Here is a 16,980-nt window from a genome sequence, read left to right as displayed (position 1 = left end):
CGGCTCAGGCACACTGGGGAGCACTGTTGAGCGGAGGGTGGGGCGTGGGGCTGTCGCAGAAGGTTGGTCGGCTCATCGGCGTACGTGAGCACGTGGTGGACCCGGGCGGCGGTGGCGCGCCGCGCGTGCCGCGCCCGGCGTCGGCGCTGGTGGTGGGTGGTGGCATCGCCGGGATGTCGGCGGCGGTGGTGCTGGCCGAGCGGGGCGTGTCGGTGACCGTGCTGGAGGCCGCGCCGCACCTCGGCGGCCGGCTCGGCGCCTGGCCGGAGGCGCTGGCGGACGGCCCGCAGCAGAACGAGCACGGGTTCCACGCGTTCTTCCGGCAGTACTGGAACTGGCGATCGATCCTGCGCCGCGTCGACCCGACGCTGGGTTTCCTCAAGCCGATCCCCGGCTATCCGATCCTGTCCGCGCAGTGGCCGACCGAGGAGTTCGGCAAGTTGCCGCCGGCCCCGCCGGCCAACCTGCTGGCGCTGCTGCTGCGTAGCCCGAGCCTGCGCCTGACGGACCTGCGCGCGATGGACCGGGACGCCGCGTTGCCGCTGCTCACCTACGACCCGGTGCGCACCTACGCGGAGTTCGACGAGCGGACCGCGGACGAGCTGCTCACCTCGCTGCGGCTGCCGGACCGCGCCCGCGCCATGCTGTTCGAGGTCTTCTCACACTCGTTCTTCAACCACGAGGCGGAGATGTCGGCCGCCGAGATGATCGCCCAGTTCCACTTCTACCTGCTCGGCAACCCGGAAGGGCTGGCCTTCGACTGCCCGGACGAGGACTACGCGACGGCGATCTGGGAGCCGCTGACCCGGTACGTGGAGAAGCACGGCGGTCGGGTGCTGACCGGCACGCCGGCGGCCCGGCTGGACCGTACGCCGGAGGGTTGGCGGGTGACCGGCGCCGACGGCGAGGGATGGGAGGCCGGGCATGTCGTGCTCGCCGTCGACCCGCCGGCGCTGGCCGCGCTGGTCGACGCCTCGCCCGGCCTGGTCGCGACCGCGCCCGAGCTGGTGGCGCGGATGCCCGCGTTCGGCCGGCCCGGCCCGCCGTACGCGGTGGCGCGCTACTGGATGGACGGGGACGTCCGCCGGGACCGGGCGGTGTTCAGCGGCGTCTCCCGCCAGCCCACGCTGGACTCGGTGACGCTGTACCACCGGCTGGAGGCCGAGCCGCGCCGCTGGGCGGAGCGCACCGGCGGTTCGGTGGTGGAGCTGCACGCGTACGCCTGCGAGCCGGACGTGCCCGCCGACGAGTTGGCCGCCCGCATGCTGCGGGAGCTGACCGCGCTCTGGCCGGAGGTGGCCGACCTGCGGGTGCGTGAGCTGCGTGCCCGGGTCGAGGCGCAGGCCCCGGCGTTCACCCCGGGCAGCCATGCCGGCCGGCCGGGGGTACGCACCGACGCCGAGGGTCTCTATCTGGCCGGGGACGGGATCCGGACCGAGTTCCCGAGCGCGTTGATGGAGCGGTCGGCGGCCACCGGGATCATCGCGGCGAACCACATCCTGCGGGCGGAGGGCGCGGCGGCCGAGCCGGTCCGGTCGATCCGTCCGCGCGGCCTGCTGGCCGGCCGGTCACGATGATCCGCCGATAAACGGTCAAACAACGCATTATGGTCGAGCGGTGAGCACCGCGACGCGGACGGAGGAGCGGCGGGACGAACGTTCGGTCGTGGTCACCGCGCTGCGGCTCGGCTGGTCCATGGCGGACGCCTACCACCACGCGCAGACCGCCGACCTGACCGGCGACGGGGACCGGCCGGCGACCGCCCCCGCGAAGCTGTCCAACCTGACCGAGATGTCGGGGCGGCACCGGCTCGGCATGTACCTGGACGGCGTGGACGTGGCGCTGGCCCGGATCGCCGCGCTGACCCCGGCCGGCCGGGTGCTGCCGGCGACCGCCGCCGCCCGGCGGGCCGCCGGGGTGGACCGCGAGCCGCTGCTGTTCGCGCTCGACGAGCTGAACGTCGACGTGCTGCGCTGGACGATGGCCACCGACCACCGGGTCGGGGTGGCGTACCGGCTCGGCCGTTCGCTCGCCGACACGGTCCGGCGCGGTGACGGCACCGAGCTGGTCCGGCGGTTCGGCGGGCGGCAGATCCAGCTCAGCCGGTGGCTGGACGAGCTGGCCAGCGTGCTGCCGCCGTACTCGGCGGCGGTGGTGCGCCGCTCGCTGGCCGCCTGGACCACCGCCGTCGGTCGCGCGTCGGTCGGCGACCCGACCGAGGCCGGGCTCGCCGAGCTGGCCCGCGAGCTGCGCGACCAGGGCGACCTGTGGCGGGACGTGCTGACCGGCGGCCTGCATCCGCGGGACCTACTGGACGAGGAGAACTGGGCGGTGGTGGCCCGGAACCTGATCATCCGGGACCGGAAGCTGGTGGTGCGGGCGGCCCGGGGCATCTTCTGGCCGGTGCTGGCGCCGCTGTTGGTGGTGCTGCTGGCGGTGGTCGGCGTCAGCGCCGCGGCGGCGGTCGGCTCCCCCACCACCCGGGCGGCGGTGGCGCTCGTCGGCCTCGGGGCCGGGCTCACCGCGATCTGGCGGTCGATCTCCACCCCGACGCTGTCGGTGGCCGCCGAGGTGAACCGGCCGCTGCTGGAGAGCGAGCTGGTGGCGCAGATGAGCGCCCGGATCGACCGCCCGCTCACCGCCGCCCGCCGGGCCGGACGTGCCGGCCGGCAGCGGCCACCCTCCGACGGGAGATCGAAATACGTTGCCCGGGTCTCCGGCGTGGACCTACCGTGAACGCGCAAGGTCAACCACCGCTCCGGGAGCCGTCCATGTCGCTGCGATCCGCCACCACGAAGACGTCGTGGCTGCTCGGCGACGGCTGCCCAGGGTCCGGACGGCCCGACTGACGCGCACGTCGCGCGCCCACGTCGTCGCCGCCCGGTCCCCGTGGACCGGGCGGCTTTTTCGTCGCCGCACCACCGACCGATCGTGAAGGGAGAGCCCGGTGGACGCCGTCCTCGTCATCAACGCCGACCTCGGCCCGCTGCACCGGGTCACCGTCCAGCACGCGATCCGGATGCTCTGCCGCCGGGTCGCGGAGATCCACGAGTCCGAGCCGGACCGGCTCATCGGCGTCTTCCCGATGCCGCGGGTGGTCCGCCTCGTCCGGTACGTGGTGACGCGCTGGCGGTTCAGCGCCGGCCCGGCCTGGTCCCGGGCCGGGGTGCTGGCCCGCGACGGCCGGCGGTGCGCCTACTGCGACCGCCCGGCCAGCACGGTCGACCACATCGTGCCCCGCTCGCGCGGCGGCCGTAACACCTGGGGGAACACCACCGCCGCCTGCTACGCGTGCAACCAGCGCAAAGGTGACCGGACCCCGGCCGAGGCGGGCATGCCGCTGCGGCGGGAGCCGGCGACGCCGAGCTGGGTCGCGCTGGCGCGGTGACGGACGGCCGGCGGGCACAGGGGGCGGCGCCGGGGGTACGCCTCCGGCGCGGCGCCCGCCGGCCCCACCGTCACCGGTCCCCGGGACTCGACCGTCACCGGTCGAGGTGGCGGGCGAGTCCGCCGAGCAGGAGGTCGAGTCCGCCGTCGAACTCGTCGTCCGGGCCGACCGCACCGGCCGCGCGCGCGGTCTCGGCCAGCAGGGGGAAGTCTTCCCGGGGCAGCGCCGCGATGACCGCCGTACCGGGGTCGGCCAGTGCGCCGAGGTGCTCCATCTGGATCGCGCCGACCACGTAGCCGAGCAGGGCGCGGAAGGCGACCACCCGGCGGGTGCCGACGAGACCGGCCCGGGTTAAGAAGGGCCTACCGGCGGACGCGTGTCGACCCGGTCGAGAACCCGCTCGACGACCAACGACTCCAGTTCGTCGCGGTCGGCGACGTAGCGGTAGAGGCCCATCGTGCTGGTGCCGAGCTGCGCACCGACCGCCCGCATGGTGAGGCCGGCGAGGCCGTCCCGGTCGAGCACCGCGAGCGCCGCGTCGGCGAGCTGCTCGCACACGTCGGCGCGAGCCGATCCGCGCGCTGATCCGCAGGTCCCGGCGGCGTCCCGGTCGGGAGGGGTGGTGGTCCGGGCCTTGGTCGCTTATCGGCTCTGACCAGTGTCGCTCCGCGTAAGAACGCCTTGCGCCGCCGAGTTCACCTCGCGCCGCCTTTGCTCTGCAGCCACGGAAGCACCATGCACGTACCGTGACAACGACAGGTCGATCGCCGCCGCGCCGCGTGGATCGAAAACCCTGTTCAGCGCCATGATGCGCCGATGGTTGCAGAGCAAAGGGGGCGGAGGACCACGCCCGCCCCCCGCGCTCACTGGCACGCTGAGTGACGATCGCGCGAAGTCGCACACAGTAACAAGTGGATGCGGGCGGCGAGGGGCTACGACGGCGGTGCCGGTCAGAGCGGACGGACCCGCAAAAACGCCTCGCCCGGCGTGCGTCGCGGGGGATCTGCCAGCAGACGATGCCAGACATCGCCGCCATGATGCCGATCAGGACCAGCCCGATCGGAGCGAGACCGAGCAGCGCCTGACCGATGGTCAACGTCAGCGGGAACCGGCCAACGGGACGGGCAAGCGCCGGCCACAAGACGGTCAGCGAGGGGCCGGCGGCGTCCAGCCGAAGCGCGGCGGTCGGCGGTCGTTGGCCGCCGCCACCCCCTCGCGGGCCTCGCCGCTGTCCCGCACCTGCGCGTGCCACCAGGCGATCCGGTCGGCGTCGGCGCGCCCGTCGATGATCTCCTTGGCGGCCGTCACGGTGAGCCGGGAACGCCCGGCGATCGTGGCGGTCAGCGCCGCCACCCGGTCGGCGAGCGCGGCGGCCGGCAGCACCTCGTCGACCAGGCCGATCCGCAGCGCCCGCTCGGCGTCGACGAGGTCGCCGGTGAACAGCAGGTGCTTGGCGGCGGACGGCCCGACCAGGCCGGCCAGCCGGCGGGTGGTCGGCGCGGGATAGACCAGGCCGAGCCGCGCCGGCGGTACGCCGAACCGGGCGTCCGCCGTGGCCAGCCGCAGGTCGCAGGCGACGGCGAGCTGGCAGCCGCCGCCGACGCAGGCGCCCTCGATGGCGGCGACGGTGGGGCGGCCGAACGCGGCGAGCCGTTCCTCGGCGGCCACCGCGATGCTGTGGTCGCCGGCGGCCAGCAGTTCGTCGAGGTCGCCGAGGTCGGCGCCGGCGCAGAACGTGCCGGCCGCGCCGGTGAGCACCAGCACCCGGACCGCCAGGTCCGCCTCCAGGCCGTCGAGCAGCACCGGGAGCTGCCGCCACATGGCCGGGGTCATGGCGTTGCGCCGGGCCGGGTTCCGGATCACCACGGTCGCCACCGGGCCGTCCACCGTGACGGTCAACTCCGCGTCGGACATGGTGCGACCGTAACGGGCGGGGCCCGGCGACCACCCGCGTGGGGTGGCCGCCGGGCCCCGGGGTCGGGCGGTCAGGTCAGGAGACGTCGACCGCGGTGTCGTCGATGACGAACGACGTCTGGAGGGACGCGTCCTCGGTGCCGGTGAACTTCAGCGTCACGGTCTGCCCGGCGTACGCGGCCAGGGAGAACGACTTCTGGCTGTAGCCGGTGGCCTTGTTCAGGTTCGAGTAGGTCGCCAGCGTCGCCAGCACGGTGCCGGACGAGTTGAGCACCTGCACGTTCAGCTTGTCGTACTGCACGCTGGTGGTGGACTCGGCCGAGTCGATGTGCAGCCAGAAGCTGAAGTTGTAGGTCGAGCAGCCGCTCGGCAGCGCCACCGACTGCGCGATGTTCTCGTTGCTGCTGTAGCCGTAGCCGTTCAGCCAGGCGAACCGGGTGCCGCCGTGCGCCGACTGGCCGCTGAAGGCGCCGATCGCGCCGGTGGTGCCGGTCCACGGGCTGGTGCCGGTCTCGAAGCCCGCGTTGCCGAGCTTCTGGCCGGCGCCGGTGCAGCCGCCGCCGGTGCCGGTGACGGTCAGCGAGTACGTGGCGGACTTCGCGCCCGACGTGGCGCTGCCGGTGACCGTCACCGAGTAGGTGCCGGTCGGCGTGCTCGCGCTGGTGGCGATGGTGAGCGTGGACGAGCCGCCCGAGGTCACCGAGGCGGGGCTGAACGACGCGGTGGCGCCGGTCGGCAGGCCGGACGCGGAGAACGTCACGGTCTGCGCGGTCCCGCTGGTGGTGGCGGTGGCGACGGTGGCGGTGGCGGAACCGCCCTGGGTGACCGAGCCGGCGGTCGGGGAGAGCGACACGGAGAAGTCGTTCCCGGTGGAGCTGCACGGCGCGTCGCTGCCGGCCACGTTCACCGCGGTCCACGCCGCCTGGACGGCCTTGTACTCGGTGGAGCAGTTGCCGTACAGGTCGGTCGCCGCCCGCAGGCTGTACGCGCGGGCCGTGTTCGACGGGGTGGTGGTGTTCACGTACGAGGTGTTCGAGGTGAAGTACACGTCGAGCGCCCGGTACCAGATCTTCTCCGCCTTGGCGCGACCGATGCCGGTCACCGCCGGGGCCGAGCCGCAGACCGGCGAGGTGCCGTACGCGGTGGCGCCGGTGCCCTCGGCCAGGTTGAAGTAGAAGTGGTTGCCGACGCCGGAGGAGTAGTGCACGTCCTTGTTCTTCGTGCTGGTGGACCAGCACGAGTCGGACGAGCCGTCCAGCGACGGGTTGTACATGTAGCGCAGCGGCGTGCCGTTGCCGTTGATGTTGATCTTCTCGCCGACCTGGTAGTCACCCGGGTCGCTGGGCGCGGCGGCGTAGAACTCCATCATGTTGCCGAAGATGTCGCTGGTGGCCTCGTTGAGGCCGCCGGACTCACCGGAGTAGACCAGGCCGGACAGCGCCTCGGTGACGCCGTGGCTCATCTCGTGGCCGGCCACGTCCAGCGAGACCAGCGGACGGGAGTTGCTCGACCCGTCGCCGTAGGTCATCTGGGACCCGTCCCAGAACGCGTTGACGTAGTTGTTGCCGTAGTGCACCCGGCTCGGCACACCCTGGCCGTTGCCGAAGATGCCGTTGCGGCCGTGCACGTTCAGGAAGTAGTCGAACGTCTTCGCGGCGCCGAAGTGGGCGTCCACGGCGGCCGACTGCCGGTTGGAGTTGGCGCCGTTGCCCCACGCGTTGTCGGCGTCGGTGAACGTGGTGCAGGTGGAGGTGCCGTTGTTCATGTCGCAGGTACGGCCGTTGCCGTGCGACGGGTCGATCATCGAGTAGGTGCTGCCGGAGAGCGTGGTGTCGATGCTGACCGAACCGGTGTAGATGCCCTGGCCGCTGCCGACCACCGACTCGATCTCGTCGTACGAGCCGATCACCTTGCCGGTGGTGGCGTCCGTGATGACGTGCAGCTTCGACGGCGTCTGCTTGTCCGCCTTCCAGCCGGAGGCGACCGTCTCCCAGGCCAGCCGGCCCTTGCCGCTGCTGGCGTCCACGAACAGCTCGGGCGCGCCGACCGAGGTGAGGCTGCCGGAGAACGCCTTGCGCGCGCTGGCCTTGGCGGCGTCCGCGCCGACCTTGGCGCTGGTGCCGAGCGTCAGCGGGGCGGACAGGCCGACCGAGGTGCCGCTCATGGTGCCGTTCGGGGCGGTGTGCACGACGAAGTCGCCGCCGTATACCCGCAGGCCCTGGTAGGTCCGGGTGTAGCGGGTGTGCGCCGCCCCGGAGGGGTCGACCTTGGTGCGGACGGCCTGGTACGCCTCCCCGCCGGCACCCTGCACGGCGCCGGGGTTGGCGCGGAGCAGGCTGTCGGCGCGCGCCGCGGCGGCACGCTCGGGGCTGGGGGCGCTGGGCGCTGCCGCTTGCGCCGTGCTGGTGACGCAGGCCAGCACGCCGCTGGTGAGCAGCGCTGCGCTGACGGCGGCGACGGTTCTTTTCACATGCCCTCCTGGAAGGAAGTTGTGACGGGGGTAGTCACTGGTGTAGATATAGCTGAGACATCGACAGGCGTGAAAGAGGGCGACGGTTTCCCGCCTCAGACACTGACCGAACGGATGAGGGGGGCGCGGTGGTCCGGAACCGGGTGGCCCCGTCGTGCGTCCGATCGGTATGAGAGCAGCCCCCGCCGCGGCGATCGCACTCGCCGCCGTCCTCACCCCGCTCGCCGGCTGCGCCCGCGCCGACACGCCGGCCCCGGCCGGACCGGCCGTCACCGGACTGCCCGGCGTCGAGGTGGTGCTGGTGCGTTCCGGCGGCATCGCCGGGCTGACCGACACCATCACCGTGCGGCCGGACGGCCGCTGGACGAAGACCGACCGGGCCGGCGCCGCCCGCGACGGCCGGCTCACCGACGCCGACCTCGACCGGCTGCGGCAGCTCACCGTTGACCCCCGGCTGACCGCCGAGGCCGCCGTCACCGTGCCGGCGACCATGTGCGCCGACGCGTTCAGCTACCGGCTCACCATCGGCCCGACCACCAGCTCCTACGTGGACTGCCCGCCGCAGGCGACCCCGCCGGCCGCCACCGCCGAGGTGGTCGGCCTGCTCACCCGCGCCACCGGCTGACCGGCCCGCTCACCAGCCGGGCGCCGCCGCGAGCAGCGCCCGCCGCACGGCCTGCGTCTCGCGCCGGCCGGCCGCCGCCGGCCGGGCCGCGAGGAAAATCGTGTTGAGCGGGGGCACCGGCGGCGTGAGCAGCGCGCGCACCGCACCCGAGGCCAGCTCACCCCGGCAGAGGTACGCCGGCAGCACGCTCGCCCCGGCGCCCGCCACCACGGCCGACCGGACCGCCCGCAGGTCGGCCACGACCAGGCTGGGCGTACGGGTGAGCCGGGTGTCGAAGACGGTGCGCCAGTAGCGGCGCAGGATCGGCGCCTCCTCGCCGTAGGCGACCAGCGGCATGTCGCGCAGCGCCGCCGGGGTCACCGGGCCGGCCAGCCGCTCCGCCCAGACCGGTGCCGCCACCAGCACGAACTCCTCGTCGTAGAGCGGCTCGACGACCAGGCCGCGCCGGCGTGGCCGCACGCTCGTCACCGCCAGGTCGAGCCGGCCGGCGACCAGGTCGTCCAGCAGCCGCTCCGGCATCCCGGCGACCACCCGCAGCTCCAGGCCGTCGGCCACCAGGCCGGCAAGTGCCGGCAGCACCCGCTCGCCGAGCAGCTCGGCCGGCCCACCGAGGAAGACCGTCCGGGCGTACGCCGCGTCCGGCTCCTCGGCCAGCACGGCGGCGAGCCGGTCCAGTGGCTCGGCCACCCGGCGGGCCAACTCGTCCCCGGCGGCGGTCGGGGTGACGCCCCGGGGCAGCCGCTCGAACAGCGGTCGCCCGACCGCCTCCTCCAGCGCCCGGAGCTGCGCGGTCACCGTGGGCTGCGCCACACCGAGCAGTTCGGCCGCGCCGGTGACCGACCCGGCCCGGTGCACGGCGAGGAAGCTGCGGAGCAGGTCCAGCGACGCCTTCACATCAGCAAACCTATCGCCGACGTGACTCTCGCCTATTGGTCAGCTATGGCTCGGCGCGTCAGCATGGTGGACATGACTCGTGCACTCATCGCGCTGACCAGCCATTCCGACCTCGGCACCACGGGCCGCAAGACCGGCTACTACGTGGGCGAGGCCGCCGAACCGTGGGAGGTCTTCCGGGCCGCCGGGTACGACGTCGACCTGGTGTCGGTGGCCGGCGGCGAGCCGCCGACCGACGGCCGGGACAGCGACGACAAGACCCAGAACGACTTCCTCGCCACCGCCGGCGTGACGGACACCCCGAAGGCGGCGGACGTCGACCCGTCCGGTTACGACGTGATCGTCTTCGCCGGCGGCCACGGCACGATGTGGGACTTCCCCGACGACCCGGACCTGGCCCGGATCGCCCGCTCCGTCTACGAGGGCGGCGGCGTGGTCGCCGCCGTCTGTCACGGTCCCTCCGCGCTGGTGAACCTCACCCTCTCCGACGGCTCGCGGCTGGTCGCCGGCAAGCGGGTGGCCGGCTTCACCAACGACGAGGAGGCCGCCGTCGGCCTCACCGACGAGGTGCCGTTCCTGCTCGCCGACAAGCTCGCCGAGGCCGGCGCGCAGCACGTGCCGGCACCGAACTTCACCGAGCACGTTGTGGTCGACGGTCGCCTGGTCACCGGCCAGAACCCGCAGTCCGCCCGCGCCCTGGCCGAGGCCGTGGTGAAGCTGCGCGGCTGAGCGACGGCCCGGTGCCGGCTGCCCGTGCCCGGCGCGGTGCCGATGTGCGGGTGGCGGCGCGCAGGTGCCACTCCGGCTCCCCGCCGGCCGGGCCGGCCCGCCGGGACGCCGGCTGCCCGGCGCGGTGCGCGCGTCAGAAGCGGTAGTCGTCCGGCAGGCCCGTGGCGCGCAGCTCGGGCGGCAGGTGGGCGGCGTCGTTCAGGGCGACCACCGTCGGCGGGCCGGCCGAGCTGTAGCGGATCACGGTCAACGCGCAGTTGGCGTGGTTGAGCCCGATCCACCGGCGTTCCGGCGCCTCCAGGGCGTGCCGCACCAGCCAGGCGACCAGGAAGTTGTGGGTCACCACCAGCTCACGGACGTCGCCGGAGGCGGGGGCGGTGGCGAACCGGGCCACCGCCTCCGCCGTCACGCGCGGCCCGTCCCGCCGGTCCCGCTCGGAGAACTGGGTGAGGAACGCCGCGTGCCGCTCCGGCAGGCCGGCCGGGTCGGTGTCGTGTGGCATGTGGTCACCCGCCCGGTCGTCCACCGTGACCGGGACGCCCGGCAGCTCCGCCGCCACCAGCGCGGCCGTCTCCGCGGCCCGGGCCAGCGGCCCGTGGTGCACGGCGTCGATCCGGGCGCCGCGCAGCCGCTCGCCGAGCAGCGTCGCCTGGCGCCGACCCCGCGCGGAGAGGCCGATCTCCGGAGCCTCCGTCCCGGCATCCGCCTGCTCACCGTGCCGGGCCAAGAACAACAGTCGGCTCGACATCGGTCGTCCTCCAAGATCGGAAGAGTCCGACCCTAGTCGGCCGCTCCCCGATCCCGCAGCCCCGTGGTCAGCCGTTCGCCCACTGCTCCCGCGGGTGCATCTGGCCGATCCGGATCCGGTTGCCGAACGGGTCGCGGATGCCGAAGTCGATCCCGTACGGCCGGTCGGTCGGCTCGTCGGTGACCTCCACGCCCTTGGCCACCAGGTCCGCGTACGTCTGGTGCGCGTCGTCGGTGGTGAGGAACAGGAAACCGCCGGTGGCGCCCTTGGTGAGCAACTCCCGGACCTGCTCGGCGGTCTTCGGGTCCAGCGCCGGCGGGCCGGGCTTCTCCAGCAGGATCTCCCGGTCGGGGTCGCCCGGCACGTTGACCGTGAGCCACCGCATGAAGCCGAGATCCTGGTCGGTGTTCACCTCCATGCCCAGCTTGCCGACGTAGAAGTCGAGGGCCTCGTCCTGGTCGAGCACGTAGATCTGGGAGCGGGAGATCGAAGTCATCGTCATGACGAGGACGCTAGAGCAGGCCCCCGGCCTGCTGCTTATCCAAAACTGCACGTTTCCCGTCGGGACCTGCGGCGGAGCTCGGGCGCATCCACGCCCGGGTGAAGCAGCTCGGCACGTCGGCCGGGGCGGCCTTGCGACGCCGGTAGGCCGAGGGGGACTCGCCGACGATGTCGTGGAACGTCCGGCTGAACGTGCCGAGGCTGCCGAACCCGACCAGGTGGCAGATCTCGGTGACCGGCTCGGCGGTGCGTACCAGCAGGTACATGGCCCGCTCGATCCGGCGGCGTTGCAGGTAGCGGTGCGGCGTCTCGCCGAACGTGGCCCGGAACGTGCGGATGAAGTGCGCCTCGGAGACGTACGCGATCCGGGCCAACGCGGGAATGTCCAGCGGCTGCGCGTACGCCCGGTCCATCGCGTCCCGGGCGCGCAGCATCGCCCGGTTCGACTCCTCCACCGCCCGACTCATCCCACCTCCCGCTGTGCAAGGAAGGGCACCCTGTTAACGCATTCTGCATAGGAAGGGGCCCCCGTTAACACCACTCATCGTTCCATCCGACGACGCGGCGAGGACTGCCCGAGCGGCCGATCCGCCGACGCGCCGATCCGCAGCAGGGTGGAAGCGTGACATCCATCGATTGATCGATCGCGCCGGAAGGAGCCGCCGTGGACGCACTGCGGAAGACCTCGCTCGTCGCGGGCGGATGCTACGTGCTCACCTTCGCCTCGATCCCGACCCTCACCCTGTACGCCCCGGTGCGCGAGTCGGACTACCTCGTGGGCACCACGTCGGAGACCCCGGTCGTGGTCGGCGGCGTCCTCGAGGTGATCGTCGCGCTCGCCTGCATCGGCACGGCCGTCGCGCTGTTCCCCGTGCTCCGGCGACAGGGCGAGGCGCGGGCGTTGGGTTTCGTCGCCGCCCGGGTCCTCGAAGCCGGCGGCATCTTCGTCGGCGTCGCCAGCCTGCTGACGGTCGTGGCCCTGCGCCGGGCCGGCGCCGGAGCGGACGCGCTGGTCACCGGCCAGGCGCTTGTCGCTCTCTACGACTCGATGTTCCTGCTCAGCCAGAGCCTCATCCCGGCCGTGAACGCGCTGTTGCTGGGGTCCCTGCTGTACCAGTCCCGCCTCGTCCCCCGCGTTCTGCCGCTGCTCGGGCTCTCCGGAGCGCCCCTGCTCGTTGCCGCCGACATCGGCGTGCTCTTCGACCTCTGGGACCGGCTGTCCCCGGTGACCGCGGTCGCGGCCCTCCCGATCGCGGTGTGGGAGTTCTCGCTGGGCGTCTACCTGATCGTCAGAGGCTTCCGGCCCACGCCGATCACCACCGGCGCCCGGGACGCCACCGGCTGACCGTCGCGCGAGGGCTGTCGGCCGGGAACGCCTTGTGGAATTGGAGCCCCCGGCCGGGATCGAACCGGCGACATCTCGCTTACAAGCTCTGTGCGTCACGTCTGCACGTGTCCGGCAGCAGCTGCACGCTCGAAGTTCCGTCCAGGGTCACCCCCGTCGGGCTCCCGCCGTCCGGCGGCGTTGCTGTCAGCTCAGCTGTCAGCAGCTGCACCGTTGCCGCCGACCGACCCTGAGCCGCGCAGTGCTCGCCCGTGTTCACGCCTCCGCTGGAGGCTCCATCCGCACTGCTGTCGGCAACCGCTCGACCCGCGAGCCTGCTGCAACCCTTCCAACCCGGCAAGGCAAGCTAACGGGTCCTACGGCTGCCTACTGCTGGGTGAAGCGTTCGCCAGAGAACTAGCAGGCACCAGCTGACCACTGGGAGTCATCAGCGCGCCTAGTTGGGCGCTGACAACGCAGTGAACTATCATTAGAGTGTTTGACTTGGCGCGCCGGCGCGGGTAACCGCCCATTTCAGCGCCGCATGATTGGACGAAACAGAATGAACACCGAACAGGACAGCAAGGCTAAGCAGGCGCTGAATCTGGGAAAGACTTTCCGGGACAGCAAGAAACTAGCCGTACACGGCTGGTACCCATACGTCGAGGGCTTCTCCGCCTCCTACGTCGGCACGTGGTTGGACAGGGAATTAACTTCCTCCAAAACGGTCTATGATCCGTTCGGCGGATCTGGCACTGTCCAGCTAGAAGCCTCCCGGCGTGGAATCAAGTCCTTCTACTCCGAGATCAATCCATTCATGGCTTTTGTTGCTGACACAAAGGTTAACGCAGCAAGGATCGTTACCGGAAAACCGGGCAAGCTCGAAAGGGCAGCCAAAAACTTTGTATCTACTCTCAACGCCTCCACCTTCGCCAAGCACGCACAACGTGTTGATCTAACCGCCTATAACAGCGCCTTCCCAAAGCGAGACTTCTTCGCCGAACGAGACATCCGGCAGCTACTTGCAGCACGAGACCTAGCCGTCGAAGTCGCCGAAGGCAACTCCGCGATCGAAGCGATCCTCACATGTGCTTGCGCCGCAAACGCTGTCAAGAGTTCGAATATGACCCGGCGCGCCGACCTCCGGCGCCGGCGGCCCGATGAATACAAGCTCCGGGTAGTCGACGTTCCGGCTTTCGTTGTAGGTTCCGTCGAGCGAATGGTAATGGACGTCCTTCAGATGGTCCGGGATGGCGACCTAGGAAAAATGGTGGAGACCAAGTACGCCTCTGAAGATTGTCGACTGCTCCCGCAAACCTATAGCGAAGCTTTCGATTTCGCGATTACCTCACCGCCGTACCTCAATGGCACCAACTATTTCCGTAACACTAAAATCGAACTTTGGCTCCTTGGCTTCATCAAAACCGAGCGCGAGCTCCCGACCTTCACTAGCCAAGCCATCGCTGGCGGAATCAATAACATCAGCCTAAGCAAGGCCCTTTCCTTTACGGCGTCAAGCGTTGAAGAGGCTGCCCGAGAGCTGGACGAACATGCGCCTGATAAGCGGATTCCAAAAATGATTCGCCAATATTTCTCTGACATGTATGAGGTATTCCAGGCCGTCTATCGAGGCCTAAAGCCCGGAGGGCGCTTCGTGCTGGATGTGGGCGACTCGAAGTTCTACGGAGTCCATGTACCGACCGACAAGCTGCTGGCCGAGACAGCCGCAGCTGCTGGCCTTGCACTTGAGGAAAGAACGGTCATCGCACGCCGATATTCCCGTGACAGATCTCCTCTTATCCAAGCTGAGCTAGTCTTCAGGAAGGCCTAATACGTGCGCACAAAGGAGCTTCAAGCTCGGATTGCTCGCTTCCAAGACAACCTCCCCTACACGTCGGCTGAGTATGCAAGCAGAAGCTGGGGACACAACCTTCACTCCCTTTGCTCCTATCAAGGCAAGCTCAAGCCTTCATTGGCGCATTGGCTGGTCCAATCCTTCACCGATCGTGGGTCCCGGGTTCTGGATCCTATTGCAGGCGTCGGGACGGTACCTTTTGAGGCGGCGTTAAACGGTCGATTAACTGTGGCTAACGACCTAAGTCCTTTAGCCGCCGTCGTTGCAGCGGCCAAGGTAGCTCCGCCGGCCCTGGAACAGGCTCTAGAGGACGTCCGCTGGCTTGAGCAGCGAATGGCGGACGTGGAGATAAACGACGACGACTACAAGTCGGCAACCTTCGGCTTGAATGCGACGGTTGCTGACTACTACCATCCAGATACGCTGGTCGAGGTACTCAAGGCTCGTCGCATTATGAAAGAGGACGGCTGGGATAGCCGGCCGTTCCTATGGGCGTCTGCCCTCCATGTACTGCACGGCAACAGGCCCTATGCGCTCTCTCGAACTTCTCACCCAATCACCCCCTTCAGCCCAAAAGGCGAATTCGAGTATCGATCGTTGATTGACCGAGTCACTCGACGTATAAACGCTGCCCTAGCAGTACCACTTCCCTCTCAATTTAGACCAGGGAGCGCCCATCACGGCGATTTTCGAGACCTGGCGTCGAAGATCGAAACGACCTTCGACGCGATTATCACAAGCCCGCCGTTCTTGGGTATGCGGTTTGACCGGCCCAACTGGCTGCGACTTTGGTTCTGCGGTTGGGGACAAGAAGACTTTAACACCAGAAGCCTCGGCTTCCTTGAAAGACAGCAGACAAGGTCTCGTAACTGCTATGAGGATTTTTTTGCAGTGAGCAGAAAGCTCATTAACGATGATGGCCTGCTGGTGATGCATCTCGGTAGCGGTAGCGGCAACACTGGACGGCACGACATGGTCGGCGATCTGAAGGGCCTCGCTACCGGCTGGTTCCATCTTGCGGGAGAAGTAATCGAAGACGTAGCGCATTTGGAAGCCCACGGCTTGACGGATAAGGGCCGACGGACGACAAAGCATCACCTACTTTTTTTCACCCCTGGCGGCTAGCCGCCAGGGGTGACAATGCTGCTTCCCTAAATGACAGACGAAGGCCGAGTCCTAAGCTGCTGATTCAAGTCATCGAAGGCGGCCGGATCTGCACGGCGCAGCACCTCGTAGAGGTCCACCCGAGGATCCAACATCTTGACTCGACGAGCAGTAGCGTTAAAGGTGCGTGGATCTGACTCCCTTGCAAACGCTGAGATATCTTGCAAGATGCGGTCTAGCTGATCTGGGTTCACTGCTTTGATGACTAGCTGCTCATAGGGAAGACCTGTAATACCCGCTAAACGGTGAAGTTGGTGCTGATTGTAGAAGTCCACTGGAAACCTGTCCTTCTTGGCATTATTGCAGTCAGCACAAAGACAAGTGGCATGCTCGTCGATCGGCCAGAGGTACGCTAGCGGCCTCGTGTGATCAAGTTGGACTTCACGCAATTCTAGAGGCCTTTCGCAGTTAAAGCATCTCCTATCGAATCTCTTCCACACTTGACTCTTTAGCCCATCGCCAGTTCGGTCCTTTATTTCTTGCAAAATTTGCGGCTCCCGCAGAAGAATCCTGCGCTCTCGGTTAAGCAGCGACGATTCGTGAAACTGGTCAGGCGTTCTCAAGTGATTAAGCCCGTCATTGATTCGCCACTTTTTGCACGAACGACACTCGTTTTGGTGAAGCGTTTTTTTAGCACTGTGCTTATGAAACGACAATGCTCCCTGGCGCTCCATATCCAACGGGAGCATGCGTCCGCAATAGGCGCACTTTTTCAAAGACACTAGACCGCCATCCTCTACAGCGAGGTTTGAGCTCTCGTCTTCAACGACGTCGAGCAAAAGCGGTCCTTCATGGTCTAGGTAGAACGTCTCCGGAGCTAGCGCTTTACTATTCAAGTCCCGCAGCGATGCTCGTTCAGCTACCGCTGGTGGGAGGTCGAGAGCGTCGGCGTTCAGACCCCAAAGGTCGATCCATCTCGCACCTTCCCAGGTGACTGTTACTACGAGCCATGGAGCGCCCTGATGCTCCATGGCAAGGCCTACCCTGCTGTACACCGGGGAAAGTTGAAACCCACGGGTGGCTTCTGCCCCGCCGGAGTCGAGCGAGAGGTAGATCTCAGCGTGCGCGGATGGTGCGATGTAGCCTCCCACCCCGGCTAAGGGTTGCAAGGGTGCGCCGGTGCGGCGTGCGAGAGTGATACGCCCATGCGCCCCGCCTAGGCTGCGGAAGCGCACTCCTTGACCACTGTGGATTGTCTGATAGTCCCTTTGCGAGTTGTAGACATCATCGCGGCTCTGATTGGCAAGTCGACGCATCACGCATGCTAGTCACGATCATCACTCTGTCGTCAATGTCGCCTTGACGGGTATGCGACGGGCGACACGGGGCTGTGGGGGGATGCGGTGCGAGCACTTCGGGCAGCCCTTG

At 69.1% G+C, this 16,980-nt stretch carries 16 protein-coding genes; 8 read left to right on the top strand and 8 right to left on the bottom strand.

The annotated features are described in order from the left end of the window. Positions 1-44: 44 nt before the first annotated feature. From TPA0908_RS03535 to TPA0908_RS03525, 3 genes are all read left to right on the top strand, one after another. Positions 45-1,577 (top strand): FAD-dependent oxidoreductase, encoded by a 1,533-nt coding sequence (locus TPA0908_RS03535; RefSeq protein ID WP_281934676.1) that lies wholly within the window; start codon positions 45-47, stop codon positions 1,575-1,577. A gap of 40 nt (positions 1,578-1,617) precedes the next feature. Continuing rightward, a complete protein-coding gene (locus TPA0908_RS03530; protein WP_281934554.1) occupies positions 1,618-2,736 on the top strand; it encodes a hypothetical protein in 1,119 nt (372 codons plus the stop codon). 211 nt (positions 2,737-2,947) lie between these two features. Then, on the top strand, positions 2,948-3,388 hold the full coding sequence (locus TPA0908_RS03525) for an HNH endonuclease (protein ID WP_281934552.1): 441 nt from the start codon (positions 2,948-2,950) through the stop codon (positions 3,386-3,388). 94 nt (positions 3,389-3,482) lie between these two features. Here TPA0908_RS03525 and TPA0908_RS03520 read toward each other — a convergent pair whose 3' ends face one another. The 4 genes from TPA0908_RS03520 to TPA0908_RS03505 form a co-directional block, all read right to left on the bottom strand. Further along, positions 3,483-3,710, bottom strand: a complete 228-nt coding sequence (locus TPA0908_RS03520; RefSeq protein WP_281934551.1) for a TetR/AcrR family transcriptional regulator C-terminal domain-containing protein — start codon at positions 3,708-3,710, stop codon at positions 3,483-3,485. Between the two features lie 29 nt (positions 3,711-3,739). Continuing rightward, positions 3,740-3,946: a TetR/AcrR family transcriptional regulator gene (locus TPA0908_RS03515; protein ID WP_281934549.1), complete on the bottom strand. Its 207-nt coding sequence runs from the start codon at positions 3,944-3,946 to the stop codon at positions 3,740-3,742. Positions 3,947-4,534: 588 nt separating this feature from the next. Then, a complete protein-coding gene (locus tag TPA0908_RS03510; protein WP_281934547.1) occupies positions 4,535-5,302 on the bottom strand; it encodes an enoyl-CoA hydratase/isomerase family protein in 768 nt (255 codons plus the stop codon). A 76-nt stretch (positions 5,303-5,378) separates the two neighbouring features. Further along, positions 5,379-7,772, bottom strand: a complete 2,394-nt coding sequence (locus tag TPA0908_RS03505; protein ID WP_281934545.1) for a M4 family metallopeptidase — start codon at positions 7,770-7,772, stop codon at positions 5,379-5,381. A gap of 169 nt (positions 7,773-7,941) precedes the next feature. On the opposite strand from TPA0908_RS03505, the gene TPA0908_RS03500 reads away from it, so the two are divergent. Then, complete coding sequence (locus tag TPA0908_RS03500; protein WP_281934543.1) at positions 7,942-8,397, top strand: hypothetical protein; 456 nt, start codon at positions 7,942-7,944, stop codon at positions 8,395-8,397. A 9-nt stretch (positions 8,398-8,406) separates the two neighbouring features. On the opposite strand, the gene TPA0908_RS03495 is transcribed toward TPA0908_RS03500, so the two are convergent. After that, the gene (locus TPA0908_RS03495; RefSeq protein ID WP_281934541.1) at positions 8,407-9,291 is read right to left on the bottom strand and encodes a LysR family transcriptional regulator; all 885 of its coding nucleotides are present in this window, start codon (positions 9,289-9,291) and stop codon (positions 8,407-8,409) included. A 72-nt stretch (positions 9,292-9,363) separates the two neighbouring features. Between TPA0908_RS03495 and TPA0908_RS03490 the strand changes: the two genes are divergently transcribed. Then, entirely contained in the window at positions 9,364-10,020 is a 657-nt protein-coding gene (locus tag TPA0908_RS03490; RefSeq protein ID WP_281934539.1) for a type 1 glutamine amidotransferase domain-containing protein, read from the top strand. 133 nt (positions 10,021-10,153) lie between these two features. Here TPA0908_RS03490 and TPA0908_RS03485 read toward each other — a convergent pair whose 3' ends face one another. The 3 genes from TPA0908_RS03485 to TPA0908_RS03475 all read right to left on the bottom strand — a co-directional run bounded on the left by TPA0908_RS03485 (position 10,154) and on the right by TPA0908_RS03475 (position 11,736). Further along, entirely contained in the window at positions 10,154-10,768 is a 615-nt protein-coding gene (locus TPA0908_RS03485; protein ID WP_281934537.1) for a histidine phosphatase family protein, read from the bottom strand. Between the two features lie 67 nt (positions 10,769-10,835). Continuing rightward, positions 10,836-11,270, bottom strand: a complete 435-nt coding sequence (locus TPA0908_RS03480; protein ID WP_281934536.1) for a VOC family protein — start codon at positions 11,268-11,270, stop codon at positions 10,836-10,838. 10 nt (positions 11,271-11,280) lie between these two features. Then, positions 11,281-11,736 carry a helix-turn-helix domain-containing protein gene (locus tag TPA0908_RS03475; RefSeq protein ID WP_281934535.1) on the bottom strand — a complete coding sequence of 152 codons (456 nt, stop codon included), beginning with the start codon at positions 11,734-11,736 and terminating at the stop codon, positions 11,281-11,283. A 197-nt stretch (positions 11,737-11,933) separates the two neighbouring features. Here TPA0908_RS03475 and TPA0908_RS03470 point away from each other — a divergent pair, with 197 nt between their 5' ends. The 3 genes from TPA0908_RS03470 to TPA0908_RS03460 all read left to right on the top strand — a co-directional run bounded on the left by TPA0908_RS03470 (position 11,934) and on the right by TPA0908_RS03460 (position 15,573). After that, positions 11,934-12,614 (top strand): DUF4386 domain-containing protein, encoded by a 681-nt coding sequence (locus TPA0908_RS03470; protein ID WP_281934532.1) that lies wholly within the window; start codon positions 11,934-11,936, stop codon positions 12,612-12,614. A gap of 541 nt (positions 12,615-13,155) precedes the next feature. Further along, complete coding sequence (locus TPA0908_RS03465; RefSeq protein ID WP_281934531.1) at positions 13,156-14,424, top strand: TRM11 family methyltransferase; 1,269 nt, start codon at positions 13,156-13,158, stop codon at positions 14,422-14,424. A 3-nt stretch (positions 14,425-14,427) separates the two neighbouring features. Next, the gene (locus TPA0908_RS03460; RefSeq protein WP_281934529.1) at positions 14,428-15,573 is read left to right on the top strand and encodes a TRM11 family methyltransferase; all 1,146 of its coding nucleotides are present in this window, start codon (positions 14,428-14,430) and stop codon (positions 15,571-15,573) included. Positions 15,574-16,980 lie beyond the last annotated feature (1,407 nt).

This window comes from Micromonospora sp. AKA38 (assembly GCF_027925725.1).
GTDB lineage: Bacteria > Actinomycetota > Actinomycetes > Mycobacteriales > Micromonosporaceae > Micromonospora.
The sequence above is the reverse complement of the archived record's forward strand: the minus strand, read 5'-3'. Positions and strand labels throughout refer to the sequence as shown.